Source organism: Microbacterium memoriense, assembly GCF_025398275.1.
Classification (GTDB): domain Bacteria; phylum Actinomycetota; class Actinomycetes; order Actinomycetales; family Microbacteriaceae; genus Microbacterium; species Microbacterium memoriense.
This window is the reverse complement of record NZ_JAODOR010000011.1, coordinates 113,341-130,413: the sequence shown is the minus strand read 5'-3', so window position 1 is coordinate 130,413 and position 17,073 is coordinate 113,341. Positions and strand designations below refer to the sequence as shown.

At 68.1% G+C, this 17,073-nt stretch carries 15 protein-coding genes and 1 tRNA gene; 7 read left to right on the top strand and 9 right to left on the bottom strand.

The window, feature by feature from the left end; all coding sequences use genetic code 11:
- Positions 1-146: 146 nt before the first annotated feature.
- Together N4R40_RS09965 and N4R40_RS09960 are read left to right on the top strand one after the other, a co-directional pair.
- Complete coding sequence (locus N4R40_RS09965) at positions 147-1,457, top strand: threonine/serine exporter family protein (protein ID WP_261607222.1); 1,311 nt, start codon at positions 147-149, stop codon at positions 1,455-1,457.
- Positions 1,458-1,511: 54 nt separating this feature from the next.
- A complete protein-coding gene (locus tag N4R40_RS09960) occupies positions 1,512-2,678 on the top strand; it encodes an AI-2E family transporter (protein ID WP_261607221.1) in 1,167 nt (388 codons plus the stop codon).
- Here N4R40_RS09960 and ligD read toward each other — a convergent pair whose 3' ends face one another.
- From ligD to N4R40_RS09945, 3 genes are read right to left on the bottom strand one after another with little or no spacing between them, the layout of a single operon-like run.
- Positions 2,679-3,689 carry a non-homologous end-joining DNA ligase gene (gene ligD / locus N4R40_RS09955; RefSeq protein WP_261607220.1) on the bottom strand — a complete coding sequence of 337 codons (1,011 nt, stop codon included), beginning with the start codon at positions 3,687-3,689 and terminating at the stop codon, positions 2,679-2,681.
- Positions 3,690-3,745: 56 nt separating this feature from the next.
- Entirely contained in the window at positions 3,746-4,750 is a 1,005-nt protein-coding gene (locus N4R40_RS09950) for an SseB family protein (RefSeq protein WP_261607219.1), read from the bottom strand.
- Between the two features lie 18 nt (positions 4,751-4,768).
- The gene (locus N4R40_RS09945) at positions 4,769-7,228 is read right to left on the bottom strand and encodes an ATP-dependent helicase (RefSeq protein WP_261607218.1); all 2,460 of its coding nucleotides are present in this window, start codon (positions 7,226-7,228) and stop codon (positions 4,769-4,771) included.
- A gap of 184 nt (positions 7,229-7,412) precedes the next feature.
- Between N4R40_RS09945 and N4R40_RS09940 the strand changes: the two genes are divergently transcribed.
- The 3 genes from N4R40_RS09940 (at position 7,413) to N4R40_RS09930 (ending at position 9,475) form a co-directional block, all read left to right on the top strand.
- Positions 7,413-7,811 (top strand): YccF domain-containing protein, encoded by a 399-nt coding sequence (locus tag N4R40_RS09940; RefSeq protein ID WP_261607217.1) that lies wholly within the window; start codon positions 7,413-7,415, stop codon positions 7,809-7,811.
- A 28-nt stretch (positions 7,812-7,839) separates the two neighbouring features.
- The gene (locus tag N4R40_RS09935; RefSeq protein ID WP_261607216.1) at positions 7,840-9,213 is read left to right on the top strand and encodes a threonine/serine exporter family protein; all 1,374 of its coding nucleotides are present in this window, start codon (positions 7,840-7,842) and stop codon (positions 9,211-9,213) included.
- A gap of 76 nt (positions 9,214-9,289) precedes the next feature.
- A complete protein-coding gene (locus N4R40_RS09930) occupies positions 9,290-9,475 on the top strand; it encodes a multidrug transporter (RefSeq protein ID WP_261607215.1) in 186 nt (61 codons plus the stop codon).
- Here N4R40_RS09930 and N4R40_RS09925 read toward each other — a convergent pair whose 3' ends face one another.
- Positions 9,476-11,137 (bottom strand): alpha-amylase family protein, encoded by a 1,662-nt coding sequence (locus tag N4R40_RS09925; protein WP_261607214.1) that lies wholly within the window; start codon positions 11,135-11,137, stop codon positions 9,476-9,478.
- Positions 11,134-12,096, bottom strand: a complete 963-nt coding sequence (locus tag N4R40_RS09920; protein ID WP_261607213.1) for a TIGR03885 family FMN-dependent LLM class oxidoreductase — start codon at positions 12,094-12,096, stop codon at positions 11,134-11,136. Before N4R40_RS09920 ends, N4R40_RS09925 begins: the two co-directional genes overlap by 4 nt.
- A 189-nt stretch (positions 12,097-12,285) precedes the next feature.
- Between N4R40_RS09920 and N4R40_RS09915 the strand changes: the two genes are divergently transcribed.
- A tRNA-Met gene (locus N4R40_RS09915) sits at positions 12,286-12,361 on the top strand.
- Positions 12,362-12,463: 102 nt separating this feature from the next.
- On the opposite strand, the gene N4R40_RS09910 is transcribed toward N4R40_RS09915, so the two are convergent.
- From N4R40_RS09910 to N4R40_RS09895, 4 genes are read right to left on the bottom strand one after another with little or no spacing between them, the layout of a single operon-like run.
- Positions 12,464-12,796 carry a DUF6804 family protein gene (locus tag N4R40_RS09910; protein ID WP_261607212.1) on the bottom strand — a complete coding sequence of 111 codons (333 nt, stop codon included), beginning with the start codon at positions 12,794-12,796 and terminating at the stop codon, positions 12,464-12,466.
- A gap of 1 nt (position 12,797) precedes the next feature.
- On the bottom strand, positions 12,798-13,892 hold the full coding sequence (locus N4R40_RS09905; protein ID WP_261607211.1) for an ABC transporter permease: 1,095 nt from the start codon (positions 13,890-13,892) through the stop codon (positions 12,798-12,800).
- Positions 13,889-14,821 carry an ABC transporter ATP-binding protein gene (locus N4R40_RS09900; RefSeq protein ID WP_261607210.1) on the bottom strand — a complete coding sequence of 311 codons (933 nt, stop codon included), beginning with the start codon at positions 14,819-14,821 and terminating at the stop codon, positions 13,889-13,891. Before N4R40_RS09900 ends, N4R40_RS09905 begins: the two co-directional genes overlap by 4 nt.
- A 54-nt stretch (positions 14,822-14,875) precedes the next feature.
- A complete protein-coding gene (locus N4R40_RS09895) occupies positions 14,876-15,895 on the bottom strand; it encodes a glycerophosphodiester phosphodiesterase family protein (RefSeq protein WP_261607209.1) in 1,020 nt (339 codons plus the stop codon).
- A 144-nt stretch (positions 15,896-16,039) separates the two neighbouring features.
- On the opposite strand from N4R40_RS09895, the gene N4R40_RS09890 reads away from it, so the two are divergent.
- Positions 16,040-16,951: a Bax inhibitor-1/YccA family protein gene (locus tag N4R40_RS09890; RefSeq protein WP_261607208.1), complete on the top strand. Its 912-nt coding sequence runs from the start codon at positions 16,040-16,042 to the stop codon at positions 16,949-16,951.
- Positions 16,952-17,073: the final 122 nt, after the last annotated feature.

Below are 17,073 nucleotides of genomic sequence, written 5' to 3'. Positions count from 1 at the left end.
ACCGGCGGCCGGCCCTGCGGGCCCGGAAGTCCCGTACCGGCGACCTCATGGCCCCGAGGTTACAAGAGCCCGGCGGCCGAGGCAATGGGTCCGGCCGTGAATAACCGTCGTTCGCGAGATCCCGTTTCCGGTGCCAGGATCGAGGCATGACAGGCCTCCCCGGCGACGCCGACCCGGTGCCCACGCACACTGAGGAACTGCGGCTGGAGCCGGTGCAGTTCATCGCCCGCACCGACGTCGTCATGCGGCTCGGCGCTCTCATGCTCTCCTCCGGGGCATCCTCGGCGCGTGTCCGCGACAGCATGGAGCGCACGGCGCACGCCGTCGGCATCGACGATCTCCACTGCCGCGTCGGGATGAACGACATCGTCGCGACCGCGAGCCGCGGACAGATGTTCCGCACCCGGGTCGCCGAGGTCCGGCGCCCCGGCGTCGATGCGACCAAGATCACCGAGCTCAAACGCCTGACGAACACTCTCGAGCCCGGCACCTCCCCCCGCGACGTACAGCAGCGCCTCGACGCGATCGATCGCCTGCCGCACCGGTACCCGGAAGCCCTCCGGGTAGTGGCCGCCGCGCTCGCGTGCGCCGCCTTCGCCCTGTTGAACAACGGCGGCTGGCAGGAGTTCGTCGCCGTCGGCGTCGCCGCGGCCGCGGGCCAATGGGTACGGATGCTGATCCACCGGTTCCGCACGAACGAGTTCCTCATCGTCTTCGTGTCGGCGGTGACGGCCCTGCTGGTCTATCTCGCCGTCGCCGAGCTGTTCACGCTGATCGGACTGCCCGGGGCCCAGCACGATGCCGCCCTCACGAGCGCCGTGCTCTATCTCGTGCCTGGGTTCGCGCTCGTCACGGGGGCGCTGGATCTCGCACGCCTCGATCTGAACGCGGGTATCGCCCGGGTCGTCTATGCCGCGCTCATCCTGCTCGCCACCGGCACCGCGGTGTGGGGCATTGCCGCCGTCTTCCAGACGACGGTGACGCAGACGGCATCCCCTCAGTTCGACGAACCCCTGCTCTCGCTCATGCGGCTCGCGGCGGGTTTCGTGGGCGTCCTCGGCTTCGCGCTGCTGTTCTCGACGCCGTGGACGATCGCGTTGGCCGCGGCGGCGCTCGGCGCCATCGCGAATGTCGGGCGCCTGTACCTCGTGGATGCCGGAGTGATCGCTCCTGCGGCCGCCGCGCTCGCCGCGCTGGCGGTGGGCCTCGGCGCCTACCTCGTGTCCGACCGCCTTCGTGCCGCGAGGGTCACGATCACCGTGCCGGCCGTCCTCATCATGGTGCCGGGCGCGGCCTCGTACCGATCGATCGCCGGGGTCATCGACGGCGACACGGTCGCTGCTATCCAGAACGGATTCACGGCCGTGTTCGTCGTCGTGGCGCTCGCGATCGGGTTGACCGTCGCGCGCGTGCTGACCGAACGCGAGTGGTCACGCCCCGTGCTGAATGCGGCCTGACCGCGGCTTGTCAACCCATCCGGCGTCGTCCCGAGAGTCGGATACGGTCGACGCATGGGACTGTTCCGCCGTGATTCGACCCCGCTGCCCGTGACGGGTCATCTGACCGTCGACTCCGGCTCAGAGCGCGCTCCTGGGCGTCTCTGGTCGGACGGCTTCGGGTCTCTCGCGATCCGCTGCCTCCAGCTGATTCTCGTCGTGACGGTGGCGGGCGCGGTGATCTTCGGCATCCAGCTGATCACGGTCGTCACGATCCCCCTCGTCCTCGCCCTGATCCTGGCGTCGGCCTTCGCGCCGGTCATGCGATGGATGCGGGGGCACGGCGTCCCGTCGATCGTCGCGACGCTCGTGACGCTCCTCGCCATTGTGGCGCTCCTCGGCGGCGTCGGCTGGCTCATCGTCTGGGCCGTCCAGAACCAGTGGGACGATCTGGCCACGCAGGCTCAACAGGGCTTCCAGGATGTCGTCGCGTGGATCAACACCCTGCCGTTCGCGCCCTCTCCCACCCAGTTGGACGAGTGGATGGGTGCCCTCACCGACTTCGTCACGAGCGCGCAGTTCGGCTCGGGAGCTCTCGCGGGTGTCGGCGCGGTCGCCAACTTCGTAACCGGGTTCGTCCTGCTCGTGACGGTGCTGTTCTTCTTCCTCAAGGACGGCCCGCAGATGTGGGCGTTCCTCCTCCGCCCCTTCCGCGGCGCGGAGTACGAGCGGGCGCGCCGGATCGGCGACAAGACCGTGTCGACCCTCGGGTCGTACATTCGCGGCACGGCGGCCGTCGCAGCCGTCGACGCGATCGGCATCCTCATCGGACTCCTCATCCTGCAGGTGCCGCTCGCCCTGCCGCTTGCCGCACTGGTCTTCATCCTCGCGTTCATTCCGATCGTCGGGGCGACGGTCGCCGGCATCCTCGCGGCCCTCGTCGCCCTCGTCGCCAACGGATGGGTCGTCGCGCTCCTCGTGGTCGGTGTCGTCGTGCTCGTCAACCAGCTCGAGGGCAACTTCCTCCAGCCATTCCTCATGGGGCGCTCGATGAAGTTGCACGCCTTCGTCGTCCTGGTCGCGTTGACCGTCGGCGCGGTCGTCGGCGGCATCGTCGGGGCAGTTCTCGCCGTGCCGATCACGGCCGTCGCGTGGGGCATCGTGCAGGTGTGGGACGGGCCGAACATGCCCGCCCGCTGGGCGCGTCCCAAGCATCCCGGCGACGCCGCCCTGCAGGACTGATCAGGTCTTCTTCGCGCGGCTCGGCTGAACGCGCGGCGGCTCACCCGGCATCTTCGGGAACTCCGGCGGGAACGGCAGCTCTCCGAGCCCTGCGTCGAGGTCGCGTTGCCACCACGCCAGGAGCGTGTCGATGCGGCCCGGCGACGTCTGCAGATCCCGCCACGGGTCGCCGAGGTCGATCAGGCGCTGCGGAACGGTCCGTACGGTGAACGCGGCCGGGTCCACGCCGGCCGCCAACTCGTCCCACGTGATCGGCGTGGCGACCGTGGCTGTCGGCAACGCGCGCGGACTGTAGGCACCGGCCATCGTCCGATCGCGGTTCGCCTGGTTGAAGTCGATGAAGATGCGCTCACCCCGCTCCTCTTTCCACCACGCGGTGGTGACCCTGTCGGGCAGACGACGCTCGAGCTCCCGCCCCGCGGCGATGACGGCGTGACGCACATCGAGGAACTCGTGCGTGGGCGCGATCGGGCAGAACACGTGGATGCCGCGGTTCCCGCTCGTCTTCAGCCACGGTTCGAGACCCGCTTCGCGGAGCACCTCGCGCAGGGCCGGCGCGACGGCCGCGGCATCGGCGAAATCGGTCCCCGGTTGCGGGTCCAGGTCGATGCGGAGCTCGACCGGATTGTCGGTGTCGTCCGCCAGCGAGGCCCACGGGTGGAAGACGACCGTGTTCATCTGCACGGCCCAGACGATCGCCGCCGCCTCATCGAGGACGACCTGCGGATGCGTCCGACCGCTGTTGTAGGTGCACATCACCTCGTGCACGTAGTCGGGAGCTCCGCGCGGTGGGTTCTTCGAGAAGAACGCCTCACCGTCGACCGAGTCCGGGAATCGCTCGAGTGACACCGGCCGATGTCCGTTGGCCCGCAGGAACGGCTCGGCCACCGCGATCGTGTACTCGGCGAGCTCGCGTTTGGTGATCCCGAGGGCCGGCCAGATCACCCGGTTGGGGCTCGACAGCGACACATCGCGGTCGCCGACCTGCAGGGACACACGTTCCGATGCCATGCCCCGACCCTAGGCGCCTTCCTCGCGCCCGCGATAGGCCCCAGGCCCGACCGCGGTCAGTCGGCCAGGGCGAGCACGGGCGCGAGCTGAACGCGGTCCAGCGCGATCCACGGACCGCCCGGGTCGACCACGATGCCCGTCAGGCCGGCATCCGCGGTGAGCGCCTTGCCCAGCTGAGCGCCCGTCAGCGGCAGCGGCCGATCGCCGCGACGCATCGCGAGCACCTCGAGCGGGTGCGAGAAGACTTCAAGCCGGCGCTGACCGTCGGTCGTGCGTGACTCGGCGAGGCCGAGCCGGGCGCCGTCCTCCGAGTTGCCACCCGCGACCCAGAGCTTCACACGCGTGAGCGCATCAACCACGTCGAGGGCCGTCAGTTCGTGCCGCGGTGCGCTCAGGAGAGACTTGAGCGTGAGCTCGGGGTCGGCTTCGTCGAGTGCCTTCTGGATGAGAGGTGTCGGCAGCACGATCCGCGAACCGGCCACGGCATGGTCGAGGATCATGCCCGAGTAGGGGCCGGACAGCGCATTGCGCAGGATGTTCACGGCGGGCTGGCTGATCGCCGAGGTCGCCGAATCGCCGTCCGCGCGGATGCTGGCCTGCAACGCGGCTCCCCCGCTGAAGGCGAGCAGGAACCGATTCTCGCCGATCGTCGAGACGGCGAGGGTGAGCGGCTCCCCGGCCGCGAGAAGACTGCGCGCATCGCCACGCACGCGGACATACAGGTGCCCCTGCAGCACCTGGCGCATCACGTTCATGACGTCGAGCTTCTTGGGCTTCTCGGGCAGCGCATCGAGCGCGGCCTTGAGCACCGCATTGTCCACAAGTCCCGGGATTGTCTCGGTCGGAGTCGGCGCTTCGGCAGCCGCCGCCCGGCGCTTCACCGGTGCCGGCTGACCGAACGTCGACACCGAGATCCCGACTTCGGGGACGTACTCATCCGGAACCGAGTCCGGTAGCGCGTCTCCGACCGACGCGACGGCGGATGCATCTTCGACCGGTTCGGCCGGAGCGGCAGGGGTCGGTGCGGCATCCTTCTTCGGGCGACGGGAGAACAGAGCCATTGTGCGAGCCTAACGCGGTCAGAGTTTGCTGATCGGTGCGATCTTGATGAGGAGCTTTTTGGGTCCGGCCGAGTCGAACCGGACATGCGCGATGCGTTTGGCCCCCTCTCCGGTCACCATATCGACGCGTCCCTCACCGAAGTCTTCGTGCCGGATGCGGTCTCCCGCCGCGAGTTCGAGGTCGCTGTTGTCGCGCACTTTCGCCGGGATGCGGTTCGCGAACTTCGAGATGTCGCTCGCCGGACGATCGCGCTGAGGCAACGGGACGAGCTCGTCGCCGTAGCGGTTGCCGCCGGAACCGGAGCCCCCGAACCCTCCGCCGGGCCGCCGGGCGTTGAGCGCCCGCGACTGCATGCCACCCCGCGAGTTGACATCGCCGGGCGACTGACGCCAGTCGATCAGATCGTGCGGAATCTCCTGCAGGAACCGGCTCGGCATCGCGACGGTGACCTCGCCGAACTGCGCGCGGGTCATCGCGAGCGAGAGATGCAGACGCTTGCGCGCCCGGGTGATGCCGACGTAGAACAATCGCCGCTCCTCCTGCGGGCCGCCCGGCTCACCGGCGGAGATCCGGTGCGGGAGGAGGTCTTCTTCGACCCCGGTGAGGAAGACAGCGTCGTACTCGAGGCCCTTCGCCGTGTGCAGGGTCATGAGCGAGACCGAGCCGGTTGCGTCGTCGAGGTCGTCGGCATCCGACACCAGCGCGACTTCGGTCAGGAAATCGAGCAGCGTGCCGTCGGGGTTGTTGCGCGCGAACTCGCGAGTCACGGCGACGAGCTCGTCGAGGTTCTCGACGCGGGCCTCGTCCTGCGGATCCTTCGAGATGCGCAGCGCATCGAGATACCCGCTCTTGCCGAGCAGGACGTTCAGCCCGTCGGTCACGGCCGTCGGGGGTGCGACCTCACCCGAGGCGGGGAGCATGATCGCGGTCGCCTCGACCAGGACAGCGTCGAGATGCGCGATCGCCTTCTGGATCTTGGGACCGACGCCGAGCGCGGACGCGTTGGCCAAGGCGTCGCGGAAGGAGATGCCCTCCTCCGCGGCGAACCGCGCAATCGCCGTTTCCGTCACATCGCCGATGCCGCGCCGCGGCTTGTTCAGGATGCGGCGAACCGCCAGCTCGTCGGCGGGGTTGGCGACCGCGACGAGATAGGCCAGGGCATCCTTGATCTCGGCCCGATCGTAGAACTTCGTGCCGCCCATGATCTTGTAGGGCACGGCCGAGCGGATGAAGATCTCCTCCAGCGCTCGCGACTGCGAGTTGGTGCGATAGAAGACCGCCATTCCGGCATAGTCGACGCCGGCCTTGCGGAGCGTCTCGACCTCGTCGGCGACGAACTGGGCCTCGTCGTGTTGCGAGTACCCGGTGAAGCCGACGATCTTCTCGCCCGCTCCCACATCGGTCCAGAGCTTCTTGTCTTTCCGGTCGAAGTTGTTGCCGATCACGGCGTTCGCGGCGCTCAGGATGGTCTGGGTCGAGCGGTAATTCTGCTCGAGAAGCACGACCTTGGCGCCGGGATAGTCGCGTTCGAACTCGGAGATATTGCGGATGTCCGCCCCGCGGAACGCATAGATCGACTGGTCGGAGTCGCCGACGACCGTGAGCGATGCGCCGCTGAGCTCGGGCGAAGCGGCCGGCGGTGCGTCGAAGATCATCATGCCGCCGCTTTCGAAGCGGTCGGCTGCAGCACCGCTCGGCGGGCGGGTGAGCTCGTGGATCAACGCGTATTGCGCGTGGTTGGTGTCCTGGTATTCGTCGACCAGGATGTGCCGGAAGCGCCGGCGGTACACGTCCGCGACGTGCGGGAACGCGCGGAAGAGGTAGACCGTCTGCGCGATCAGGTCGTCGAAATCGAACGCGTTGGCCTTCTGCAGCGCGCGCTGATAGTCACCGAAGATCTCGACGAACAGCCGCTCCGCGGGGTCGGACATGTTCGCCGATCGCCCGTACGACTCTGCATCGGCGAGTTCGTTCTTGAGCTTCGAGATGCGCGACTGGACGGAGGCCGGGGTCAGGCCGAAGGCATCCGCCTCATGTTCCTTCACGAGACGCTTGATGAGCGCGCGCGAGTCGCCGGAGTCGTAGATCGTGAAGCTCTTCGTGAACCCGAACTGCTCGGCTTCACGGCGGAGAATGCGCACGCACGCCGAGTGGAAGGTCGAGATCCACATGCCCTGCGCCGTGTCGCCGACGAGCTGCTGTACGCGCTCGCGCATCTCGCCCGCGGCTTTGTTCGTGAACGTGATCGCGAGGATCTGGCTCGGCCAGGCCTCGCGCGTCCGCAGGAGCGAGGCGATGCGGCGGGTCAGCACGCTCGTTTTGCCGGAGCCGGCGCCCGCGACGATCAGCAACGCCGCGCCACGGTAGGTGACGGCCTCGCGCTGCGGCGCGTTGAGGCCGGCGAGGAGGTCCTCGTCGGGGCGGCCCGTGCCGGGGGTGGACGATCCGACGACGACGGGTGTGATGGGGTCAGGCATATCCTGACAATTCTAGGTCGCCCCTCCGACACCTCACTCCCGCGGGAACCCCTCCGGCGGAACCCTGCTGAGTCGCATGGCCCGTGGTGCGGATGTCAACAGCTGTGACTCGTGAGACGCCCGCCGGGCGCTTCGCCATACGACCGGTAGCGGTTGCCAGGCAGGCAGGCACCACAATGGGACGATGCGCACACTGCTCAACATCATCTGGCTGATCCTCGCCGGGTTCTGGCTCTTCCTCGGGTACGTCCTCGCGGGTGTGGTGCTGTGCATCCCGATCATCACGATCCCCTGGGCGATCGCCTCCTTCCGCACCGCCGGGTACGTCCTCTGGCCGTTCGGACGCACGATCGTCGCCAAGCCCACTGCCGGTGTCGCGTCGTTCCTCGGCAACGTGATCTGGGTCATCTTCGCCGGGTGGTGGCTGGCGCTTGCGCACCTGACGAGCGGCATCGCGCTGTGCCTCACGATCATCGGCATCCCGATGGCGATCGCCGACTTCAAGATGATCCCGATCTCCCTCATGCCCCTCGGCAAGGACATCGTCTCCACGCGCGACGGCGCCTTCGACCGCACCCCCTGACGCGCCATCGGACAGGGGCGGGTGACCGGTGGACAGTTCAGCGATCTCAACGGTCGCCGCGATCGTGGTGCTCTCGGTCGGGCTGATCGTGCTGGTGGCGACACGTCGCCGTGGCCGAAAGGACATTGCCGAAAGCGCGAAGTTCGCCGTCATCACCGGGTCGGTCCCGGTCAGCAAGACCGCAGACCCGGATGCGGCGGCGATGGTCGCGGCATCCGAGGCCATCGGCATCGCGATGATCGATGCCGGGTATTCCGTCGAGACCGTGCAACTCGCGCTCGCCGAGATCGCCCGCACGAACGGGCTGCCCGCGAGTGACGTGCTGGTGTTCCCGAACGGATTGATGGTCTCCGCCAAGGGCGGCGGCCAGCGCAGTACCGGAGCGGTCAGCAGCGGGAACGACGGGCTGCTGTTCTCACAGATCGACGAGGTGCAACGCGCCGTCGATGCCGCACGCACGGGGATCATGGACCCCACATCGACGATTGCCCGGATCGAGCAGATCCGGGCGATGGCACCGACCTACAGCTGGCCGCTCCGTGTCGTGGGGTACGCATTCCTCAGCTCCGCGCTCGCGGTCCTCCTGGGGGCCACCTGGATCGGCGTCGCGCTCGCGAGCGTGCTCGGGCTTGTGACCGGTGCCGCCCTCCTCGTCAGCGATCGCCTCCCCCGCCGCTATACCGCGCTGATCACCGTCGCTGTGGCATTCACGGTGTCCGTCGCGATCTTCGCTCTGCTCCGTGCCGGATGGGGTGCCGGCATCCTCGCCGCCCTGATCGCGCCTCTGGTCGTTCTTCTGCCGGGAACCCTCCTCACGACGGCGACACTCGAGCTGGCCACCGGCCAGATGATCTCGGGCGCAGGCAGGCTCGCCGCCGGTGCGATGCAGCTCGTGCTGCTCGGGGCGGGCATCGTCACCGGGGCCGCCGTCGTGGGTGTGCCGGACTTCGACTTCGCGGAGAACCCGGCGGCACTCGGCCCTTTCGCGCCGTGGATCGCGGTCGCCGTGTTCGGCATCGGAATCTCCTTCCACCGCAGCGCTCCGCGCCGGAGCATCGGTTGGATCCTTTTGGTGCTCTACATCGCCTATTCCGCGCAGGTCATCGGCGACCTGGCCGTCGGCGGGATCCTCTCCGCATTCGTCGGCGCCCTGGTCATCACCCCGATCACCGCGCTCGTCGCTCGCCAGCCGTCCGGTCCCGCGGCCCTCGTCAGCTTCACCCCGGCATTCTGGTTGCTCGTCCCGGGCGCCATCGGACTCGTCGGCGTGGCCGATCTGCTCGGCGGCGACGCGGCCGGTGCCAACTCGCTTCTGACCACACTGTCGACGATGGTGGCGATCTCCCTGGGGGTGCTGGCCGGGTCGAGTTTCTCGAATCGGATGCGGCGACCCGCCCTCTGATCGCCGCACCTAGCACGCCGCGAACGCCCGCGCCAGCGGCTACGCCTGCGTGCCACTCGTCACTAGCGTGATGGTCATGAGCGAGAACGCCAATGACATGTCCGACGAGGAGAAGCGCCGCGATCAGCTGCTGCGTGCGGCCGGATCGACCGAAGAGGATGCCGCCCCGCGCATCGTGGTGAGCGAGCATGACGGCGTGAAGCGCATCGACATCGCTCCCGACGCCGTCGTCCGACCGGGCCCCGCCGACGCAGACGCCTGATCAGGCGATCCTGGTGTCGCCGGGCGGGCAGACCCGAAGCCAGCGGAATCCGTAGGGAGCGAGTTCGAGATCGCACCGTCCGCCCGGCTCCAGGCTGATGCGATCCGGTCCGTGGAGGTCGAGGAGGACCGTGCCGTCGTCCACTGTCCCGAGGTCGAGACGAAGAGTGACCGGTACCGGCGTGAAATTGTGCGCCGCGAGCATCGTTCCGATCTCCGAGGACACCGTGTGGGCGAGGACTCCTTCGGCATCGTGATCGAGGATCGACAGCTCTCCCCATCCGATCTCGGCGGACGCGCGATACCGCGTCGCGAGGTGGCGAATGAACTGCAAGAGCGATCCGTCTTCGTTGCGCTGCTTCTGCACGTTGACGTGCTCGGGCGAGTACCCGTCACCGGGAATCGGCGCGACGAGTCGACCGGGGGCCGCGTGTGAGAACCCGCCGTTCTTGGCGTTGCTCCACTGCATGGGCGTGCGCACCGACCCGCGTCCACTGATGTCGGGGTTCTCCCCCATGCCGATCTCTTCGCCGTAGAACAGCACCGGCGTACCGGGCAACGAGAACATGAGGCTATAGACCATTCGGATGCGGCGCGGATCGCCGTCCAACATAGGGGGTAGCCGCCGAGTGATGCCCCGGCCGTAGACGCGCTGCGACTCGTCCGGCGCAAACGTCTCGAAGACCTCTTCGCGCTCGGCATCCGTCAGTTTGTCGAGCGTCAGTTCGTCGTGGTTACGGACGAAGTTCGCCCATCCCGCCTCATCCGGAATCTCGGGACGCGCCTGGAGTGCCGTGATGAGGGGTGCCGGATCGTTGCGCGCGAGCGACAGGTACAGCGCCTGCATCGAGACGAAGTCGAACTGCAGGTCGAGTTCTCCCCCGCCCTCGCTCCCGAAGTAGTCCCGTTGCTCGGCGAAGGGCAGGTTGACTTCGCCGAGGAGTGCGGCATCCCCACGACGACGCTGCAGGAACCGTTTGATGTCGCGGAGCAATTCGTGGGGGTCTCCGAGGTCGACGCCGTCCGGCGGCTCGATCAGGAATGGGACGGCGTCGATGCGAAACCCCGAGACACCCAGCGCGAGCCAGAATCCGATCGTCTTGGCGATTTCGTCGCGAACGCGTGGGTTCTCGACGTTGAGATCGGGCTGATGCGCGTAGAAGCAGTGCTGGAAGTACTGCTCGGTGCGCTCGTCGTACTCCCAGACGCTCGTCTCTTCGCCCGGAAAAACGGGCGCCTGCTCGCGTGCGGGCACGTCGTCGCGCCACACATAGAAGTCCCGATACTCCGACGTACGGCTCCGCCGGGCAGAAACGAACCACGGATGCTTGTCGGAGGTGTGGTTGACGACGAGGTCGATGATCACGCGCATCCCGCGGTCGTTCGCGGTGCGGAGCACCTCGACGAAGTCACCGTGGTTGCCGAGCCGGGGGTCGATCCCGTAGAAGTCCGTGATGTCGTAGCCGTCGTCACGGTCGGGTGACGGGTAGAACGGCATGAGCCACAGGCACGTCACGCCCAGATCGGCGAGGTAGTCGATGCGGCGCGCGAGGCCCGCAAAATCACCGATCCCGTCGTCGTTGTCGTCCATGTAGGTCTCGACGTCCAGGCAATAGATGACAGCGGACTTCCACCACAGGTCGCTGGTATCGGTGATCTTCACAGTGCCCTCCTCAGAGCCGGAAGCAGGTCGCGCTCGGCGCGGGAGAGAAAACTCCGCTGATCGGTCGTGACGTCATGCAGGTAGACACGGTCGAAGCCCAGCCCCACGAGCTCCGCGATCTGATCGGCGAGCGCGGAGGGGTCCGCCGAGACCAGCGTGCCCGCGCGAAGCTCTGCGTCGCTGGGACGGCCCGCGAGCGTATCGAAGTCCTCGGGCTGCTCGATGTCCCATAGCGATGCATCGATGGCGGCATGGCGCCACTGCGAGCGCACCGTGCGGAGGGCGGCTTCTTCAGTGTCGTCCAATGCCAGGTGCACCTGGAGTACGCGCGGGCCCGTTCCACCGGCGCCCGCATACGCACCCAGCACATGTGCGAGCCGCTCCCGAGGTTGCGCCACCGTGGCCAATCCGTCGGCCCAGCCGGCCACCCAGCTGGCGGTCTCGGCTGTGACGGCAGCGCCGAGCAACGGCGGCGGCGTCTCCGGCAGACTCCATACTCTGGCCCGGTGCACCTCGATCTCACCGTGCCTCGTCACCTCTTTCCCGGCGAGCAGTTCCCTGATGACGTCGACGGATGCCGCCAGGCGGGCATTGCGTCGGTCCTTCGGCGGCCAGGGGTCACCCGTGATGTGCTCGTTGACGGCTTCGCCGCTGCCGAGCGCGGCCCAGAAGCGTCCGGGAAACATCTCCTCGAGCGTCGCGATCGCCTGCGCGCTGATGACCGGGTGGTAACGCTGCCCCGGCGCGGTGACCACACCGAGGGAGAAGGATGTGGCTGCCAGGGCTGCGCCGAGCCAGCTCCAGGCGAAACCGGATTCGCCTTGATCGACGCCCCACGGGGCCAGGTGGTCGGAGCACATGGCACCGTCGAACCCAGCGGCTTCCGCCTGAACCACAGATTGCAGGAGGGCGCTCGGAGGTAGCTGCTCGTGCGAGGAGTGATATCCGATGAAGACCATGACCAGAGTTTCTCTGCACGCGCGCGAACCCGCCACAGGGTTGCGTCCTCGGCGACATCCCTCTATATGGTCACGACGCGCCGACCACCGGCCGTCACGGGGCGACACATCCCGCAACCCCAGGACATACTCCTTCTCCGTGTCGGCGCAGCGAGCTAGCGTGGAGGCGTTCCCGAACGTTCGGGACATCGCGGCGATCCGGGTGGTCCCGGGCACCGGTTCATACCCGGTCGCGCTGCGGGTTCGACTCCCGCCGTCGCGTCCACTTTCTGAGATATGGGCCCCGCTTGCACACGACTATCCGCCCGAAGCGGCGACGATCGGCGCGCTGTCCGACAAACTCGCCGACGCGATGAGGGCTGACGGATCAGGAGCGAGGGCTCTTGATGAATGCCCCCGCCACGAGAAAGAACACGGCGGCCGCCGGTTGGATGCCGTTCCACAGTGCTTCGTCGAGCGACAGCGGGAAGACGGGGTTCCAGACGACGGCGATGGCCCCGAACAACGGAATCCACCACCACTGCTTCGCCTGACCCGCGAACCACGCGACGATCAGCGCGAGGATCGACACCGCGTACCGGACGAACGTGTCCCAATCGAGCGTGAACAGCACGGGCGCGAGGAACAGCACGATCGCCGCGAGGATGCCGGGGGCGAGCGCGTTGCGCTGGAAGACCGGCGTCTGGTTGTCCGTGCCCACGTCAGGCGATCCGGGTTCCGGGCGGCAACGTGCGCGCCGGGGTGCGGGTGCGCGCCCATGCCCACCAGAGGAGTCCCCCGGCCAGCAGCACCTGCACGCCGAGGCCCACGAACCAGCTCGGCACGGTGTTCGCGATCGTCTCCTCGTAGTCCGGCCCAGTGTAGTTGCCGTCGGTGTAGTAGTCGGGATCGCACTCGTCCCAGCCGGACTGTTCCGACATCGGGATCTGGGCGGAGCGCACGCTGTACTTCAGCCACCCGAACATGTCGACCGGGTAGCCGTGGGTGTCGAAGCGGGTCGGCACGGCGTCGGCGAGGATGACGAAGGGGTTGGCAGCGAGCATCCACCAGACGTAGTCGTAGCGCGGCATGCGCGACGTACTCTCCTGCCACTCGCCGCACACCATCTGGTCCGGGTCGCCCCAGCAGTCCTCCGACCCATCGCGGCAGACCGGGTTTCCGGTGTCGGGATCGTACTCCGCGGACCGGTAGCTCGTGGTGTACTCCGTCGAAATCGCGGCGCCGATCAGACCGAACCCGATGACGGATCCCGCGACCAGCGCCATCACGACGAGGTACGTCGCCGCCACCGAGAACAGGGGACGGGCGAGGATCCCGGACAGCGCGACGCCGATCGCCGAGATCACCCCGGTTTCGACGATGAGCACGACGAGCGAGATGATGACCGCGAGCGGATCGACGTCACCGGCGAACGTGGCGACGATCAGGAACGGCGCCGCCACGGCCGTGAAGGCGAGACCCGTGATCCAGGCGGCGACGAACTTGCCGAACAGGATCTCGCCGGTCGTGGCGAGAGTGACCTGGACGGGCGCGAGGGTCGCGGCATCGCGGTCGCCGTTGATCGAGTTGCCCGAGAGGGTCGGCGAGACGAGCACCACGAGCAGCAGGGTGATGTAGACGACGATCGAGTACACACCCGGGCCGCCCGCACCCCACCCGCCGTAGGAGAGGAACGCGAGCGCCGTCACGCCGAGGAGCAGCAGGGCGAAGATCCCCAACAGCACGTACCAGGCGACCGTGCGCACGCGCTGCGTGAGCTCGAGTCGGGCGATCGTCCAGAGGCGCGAGAAGCTCATCGCGTCCCTCCTTCGAGGTCGAGGAAGGTGTGTTCGAGCAAGCCGGTCGCGGCGGAGAACTCCGCAACCGGGAGTCCCGCGTGCACGAGGGCGGCCAGCCCGCCCGCGGCAACGGCATCCGAATCGAACGCGACGAGCAGATCGCGCCGGTCGATCGGGATCAGCGCGGCGTCGAGTCCGAGGGCCTGCGCCACGGGCACGACGGCGGCGCGCGCGTCGAGATCGGCGATGCGGATGCGCCAGGTGCGTTGGCGCCCCGCGGCCGCGGCAACGCGGTCGGCGCTGACGGTCTCGCCCTGCACGAGGAAGACGGCGTCGTCGATGACCTCTTCGAGCTCGGAGAGGATGTGGCTGGAAATGAGGATCGTCCGGCCTTCGGCGGCCAGTCGGCGCAAGAGCGTGCGCAGTTCGATGCGGGCCTGCGGGTCGAGACCTGAGGCCGGCTCGTCCAACAGCAACACGCGGGGGTTGTGCACGAGTGCGCGGGCAAGCCCCAGCCGCTGCTTCTGTCCTCGCGACAGCACGCGGGCGGGGGCGTCGGCGAGATCGAGGAGACCCACCTCGTCGATCAGGCGCGCGGCACCGGCCGTCGCCTGATCGCGATCGAGGTCGTACAGGCGTCCGGTCGTGACGAGCGTCTCGCGCACCGTCAGTGATCCCCACGCGCCGAGCGCATCCGGCATCCACCCGAGCAGCGCACGTGCGGCGGCGGGATCGGCCACCGGGTCGACGCCGCCGATCCGCAACTCGCCCGCGTCGGGCGCGAGGAGGGAGGCGAGCATGAGAAGCAGCGTCGTCTTCCCCGAGCCGTTGGGCCCGACGAGACCCGTCACCGCGCCCTCCCGCGCGTCGAGGGTCACATTGCGGACGGCGTGGACGTGTCCGAACGAGCGGCGCACGCCGCGGGCGACGATGCCGCTCTCTGTCATGCCTTCACCCTACGGGTGCCGGGCGCCCGGACCCAGGGACGACTCGGTGAACTGTCAGTCGCGGGCGCCGTGGAAGAACGCGACACCCAGATCCGCGTGGTCGACGAAGAATCCGTCGACGCCCGCGTCGACCAGGAACTGCCACTCCGCCTCATAGTCGCCGAACGCAGCCTTGTCGCGACCGCGACGGAACTGCGCCACCAGGAAGGTGTTCTCGGGCCGGCAGGTCCACGTGAAGACACGAAGGCCTCGCGCGTGCGCATCGGCGACGACGGATGCCGGTTCACCCACACGACCGAGGCGGTCCGGCGCCAGGATGCTCCTCTTGTCGAGGCTGATCCCATCGACTCGACCCACGAGGCCGTCGAGCCCCTCCGGCGTCATGACCGATCGGTAGGTCGGCGCCGACGCACCGTGAACTGCGACAAGGTCGGCGGGCTGCCCGGCGGCCTCGAGCAGGTAGATGTAGGTCGCACGCACGCCGAAATCGCGGAGCTGCCTCAGAATGCCCGACTCGAACGACTCGATCGTCAGCGGCCAGCGGCCGCCATCCCATCCGGCGGCGCGCAGCTCGGCGGCGATCAGAGCTGCGTAGTCGAAGCCGAGGCCCGTGAGGAACGTGGCGTGCTTGATCTCCAGGACCACGCCGATCTCGCGACCCTGCTCGAGCCCCGCCTGGGCGACGAGGTCGAGCACATCACGCAGGCGCAGGATCTGCTGCTCTCCGTCGAAACTCGCGCTGCCGGGCCGCAACCGCGGCAGGCGCTCGCGGCAACGGAGCGTGGCGAGCTCGTCCCACGTGAAGTCCTCGACGAACCAGCCGCTGAGCTCCGCGCCGTCGACGGTCTTGGTCGTCCGGCGATCGGCGAACTCCGGATGATCGGCGACATCCGTGGTCGACCCGATCTCGGTGTCGTGCCGGACCACGAGCACTCCGTCGCGGGAGACGACGATGTCGGGTTCGACGGCATCCACGCCCAGGGCGAGGGCGAGGTCGTACGAGGACCGCGAATGCTCTGGCCGATACCCCGGTGCACCCCGGTGCCCGATCACGAGAGGACGACGACGCGGCATGACTCCAGGGTAGTCAGCGGCGAGGACCGCCTGACGTTCATAGCGCCCTCACAGGGCGAGATCTGCTCCACCGAACGGGGTTCGGATACGCTGGGAGTCCGCAGGATTTCACTACGGCACCCTTCGCATTGGAGAGAGACCACCATGGCCTCGAGCAGCAACCCCGCATTCAGCAACCCCGCGTTCCAGGAACAGCGGCCCGGGCTGACCCCGCCGGCTGCCCAGACCCAGTTCGGCACCGCGTCCGGACAAGCCGTCGACATCGCCGCGCAGGCCCAGATGGAGGGCGCGTACGCGTCTCCCGCCGCCGGCTCCGTGCAGACCGGTCGCATGACGGTCGAGGACACCGTCATCAAGACGCTCGCCCTGTTCGCCATTCTTCTCGTCACCGCCGTCGTCGGCTGGATCTGGACGATGGCCGGCGTCACGCCCGAAACCCCGGGGGCCGTCTCGATCGCGCCGTGGATCATCGGCATGCTCGGTGGCTTCGTGCTGTCGATGGTCGTGATCTTCACGTCACGCAAGAAGATCCGCCCGGCGCTGATCTTCGGCTACGCCGCGTTCGAGGGTCTCTTCATCGGTGGCATCTCGGCCTACTTCGAGTACATCTGGCCCGGCATCGTGCTGCAGGCGACGATCGCGACCCTCTCGGTCGTCGGCGTCACGCTCGCCCTCTTCGCCAGCGGAAAGGTGCGCGCGTCGAAGAAGGCCACCAAGGTCTTCATGATCGCGATGGTCGGATACCTGGTGTTCTCGCTCGTCAACGTCGTCATGATGATGTTCGGCGCGTTCGGTCCGGACAGCGCCGGCCCGTTCGGCATCTCCAGCCAGCCCAGCTTCATCCTCGGCATCCCGTGGGGCGTCATCATCGGCGTGTTCGTCGTCATCATGGCCGCCTACTCGCTCGTGCTCGACTTCGACTCGATCCAGCAGGGTGTGCGCAACGCCGCCCCCCGCCAGTACGGCTGGCTCGGCGCCTTCGGCATCATGGTCACGGTCGTCTGGCTCTACATCGAGCTCCTGCGCATGATCGCGATCATCCGCGGCAACAACTAAGCGTTCTCCGCTTCGAAGGCCCGTCCGGCCCCGCCGGGCGGGCCTTCGCGTTGCCCCCGGCATCCATCTGCCGTCTCCATCTCCGCAGAATGTCGACATCTCCGCACCCAACCGCCCCTCCA

Bases quoted from the DNA above. Each gene is read 5' to 3' on its own strand.
- N4R40_RS09960 (WP_261607221.1), top strand. From the start codon at position 1,512: ATGGGACTGTTCCGCCGTGATTCGACCCCGCTGCCCGTGACGGGTCAT.
- N4R40_RS09895 (WP_261607209.1), bottom strand. From the start codon at position 15,895: ATGCCGCGTCGTCGTCCTCTCGTGATCGGGCACCGGGGTGCACCGGGG.
- ligD (WP_261607220.1), bottom strand. From the start codon at position 3,689: ATGGCATCGGAACGTGTGTCCCTGCAGGTCGGCGACCGCGATGTGTCG.
- N4R40_RS09940 (WP_261607217.1), top strand. From the start codon at position 7,413: ATGCGCACACTGCTCAACATCATCTGGCTGATCCTCGCCGGGTTCTGG.
- N4R40_RS09920 (WP_261607213.1), bottom strand. From the start codon at position 12,096: ATGGTCTTCATCGGATATCACTCCTCGCACGAGCAGCTACCTCCGAGC.
- N4R40_RS09905 (WP_261607211.1), bottom strand. From the start codon at position 13,892: ATGAGCTTCTCGCGCCTCTGGACGATCGCCCGACTCGAGCTCACGCAG.
- N4R40_RS09950 (WP_261607219.1), bottom strand. From the start codon at position 4,750: ATGGCTCTGTTCTCCCGTCGCCCGAAGAAGGATGCCGCACCGACCCCT.
- N4R40_RS09965 (WP_261607222.1), top strand. From the start codon at position 147: ATGACAGGCCTCCCCGGCGACGCCGACCCGGTGCCCACGCACACTGAG.
- N4R40_RS09930 (WP_261607215.1), top strand. From the start codon at position 9,290: ATGAGCGAGAACGCCAATGACATGTCCGACGAGGAGAAGCGCCGCGAT.
- N4R40_RS09945 (WP_261607218.1), bottom strand. From the start codon at position 7,228: ATGCCTGACCCCATCACACCCGTCGTCGTCGGATCGTCCACCCCCGGC.
- N4R40_RS09890 (WP_261607208.1), top strand. From the start codon at position 16,040: ATGGCCTCGAGCAGCAACCCCGCATTCAGCAACCCCGCGTTCCAGGAA.
- N4R40_RS09900 (WP_261607210.1), bottom strand. From the start codon at position 14,821: ATGACAGAGAGCGGCATCGTCGCCCGCGGCGTGCGCCGCTCGTTCGGA.